The organism is Nocardia sp. NPDC058497 (assembly GCF_042720195.1).
Classification (GTDB): domain Bacteria; phylum Actinomycetota; class Actinomycetes; order Mycobacteriales; family Mycobacteriaceae; genus Nocardia.
Genome location: NZ_JBHXMY010000926.1, coordinates 1 through 1,523, shown reverse-complemented (window position 1 = coordinate 1,523; position 1,523 = coordinate 1). Strand labels below are relative to the sequence as shown.

The window sequence follows — 1,523 nt, the reverse complement described above, 5'->3', positions numbered from 1 at the left end:
CGAGGGGTTAGCATCGGTCGACGGCCAGCGACCACGACAGCAGCTTATTGTAAGCCGGCCCACCGGGGTTCGTCCCCGCCGCCGCCGCGGCCATCGGGAGGACCGCCACGACCATGATCAGCAGGGCTTGCCGAATCACGAGCATGACCAGCTGGATCAGGCCGCTGATCAGACCGAGTAGCCCGATGATGAGCAGAACCCCTCCCCCGAGGCCGGATTTCGTATCCACGCTGAACTCGGTCAACCGCGCGGCCACCGCGGTGAGGTCGTCATCGGCCGCGTCGGTGAGAACCCAGTCGGAGAACGCGTCGCCGGCGCCGGTACCGACCGCGATCGCCGTGCCCAACAGCGTGGAGGCGATCACTGCCCGAGCCAGCATCAGAAACGACTCCTGAGCTTCCCCCGCCGCGGCACCGCGTTTGGCCAGTGCCAGTCGGGCAGCGGCGAACATGATCCCGGCAGTCAGAAACACAGCTTGCAGCTCAGAGGTGTATCCACGCACCGCCACCAGTGCGCTACTGCTCCCGCCGTCCGTGGACAAGAGCTGGGCCGAGGGAAGTTTGGTCCACCAGAAGATCACGAATTGCAAGATCTGCGAGTATCCGCTGACGACCAGGTCGATCAGGTTCTGGATAGCGGTGTCGGCGATATCATCGGTAGCTTCCGACACCGCTGCACACACGGTCTGACTGACAAGCGGCAGATCGCACACCGGAAACGGCATGATCTGCGTATGCATCTCCAGGGCGGTCATGAGCTTGGCTTCCAGTTCCCGAACCCGTTCAGGTTCGCTACCTGGGTGCTGGCGGGCCGCCAGAACGATTCGAGGTCATCGGGAACTCGCAGTCGCCAGTCGCCGTCGACCCACACCATCGGCCACGCCGACACCGCGTACCCGGCGCCGTTCCGGGTCGCGACCTCGACGACAGCCATATCCGGGGCGAATCCGGCCTGCACCCGGACGCCGTCGGGTACCACGACGTAACGGGCTGCGTCGGTGGTGGTCGAGCGCGACCGCTGGAAACGGGCGACCAGCGCATCAGCCTGGGTGGCGCTGTAATAACGCTGGCGCAGAACCTGCTGCCAAATACCATCCGGGGCCGCCAACGCCCGGCCGAGAGCATCCAGTCCGGCTAAGACCGCGCCCTGCGGTGTACGGGCGTAGCCAGTGGCGACACCATCGACGACACGGGTCGGCCCGTCACCGGTCGACGCCGGAACGGCGGCGCCGTCCCATATCCGTTGCCACTGCAGCCCTTCCGGAGCCGCAGCGAGGTAGTCCGGGCGGGCCGCATCGACCGGTTTCCCGGTCTGGGGCCGCGCTACTCCGGCGTCGGTGGCCGGTACCTCGAGACGGTTGCCGTACAGATCCACCGTGGGAGGGCGGCTGGGCGCCCCTGGCGGGGTGGTATTCGTGGCCGATCCGGGAGTCGTCGCGCCCCGCGGGGGGTGCTCGGGGGGGGGGTGTGTCTCCAGAATTGTGTGAGAGTGTTATAGGCCCGCCCACACCCACGCCGCCGATA

At 67.0% G+C, this 1,523-nt stretch carries 2 protein-coding genes; both read right to left on the bottom strand.

What is annotated here, in order from left to right:
- Window positions 1-7: 7 nt before the first annotated feature.
- Entirely contained in the window at window positions 8-754 is a 747-nt protein-coding gene (locus ACFWPJ_RS32525) for a hypothetical protein (RefSeq protein WP_378857313.1), read from the bottom strand.
- Window positions 751-1,374 carry a hypothetical protein gene (locus tag ACFWPJ_RS32520; protein ID WP_378857311.1) on the bottom strand — a complete coding sequence of 208 codons (624 nt, stop codon included), beginning with the start codon at window positions 1,372-1,374 and terminating at the stop codon, window positions 751-753. Before ACFWPJ_RS32520 ends, ACFWPJ_RS32525 begins: the two co-directional genes overlap by 4 nt.
- Window positions 1,375-1,523: the final 149 nt, after the last annotated feature.

Coding starts and splice junctions, on each gene's coding strand:
- ACFWPJ_RS32525 (WP_378857313.1), bottom strand. CDS start 754: ATGACCGCCCTGGAGATGCATACGCAGATCATGCCGTTTCCGGTGTGC.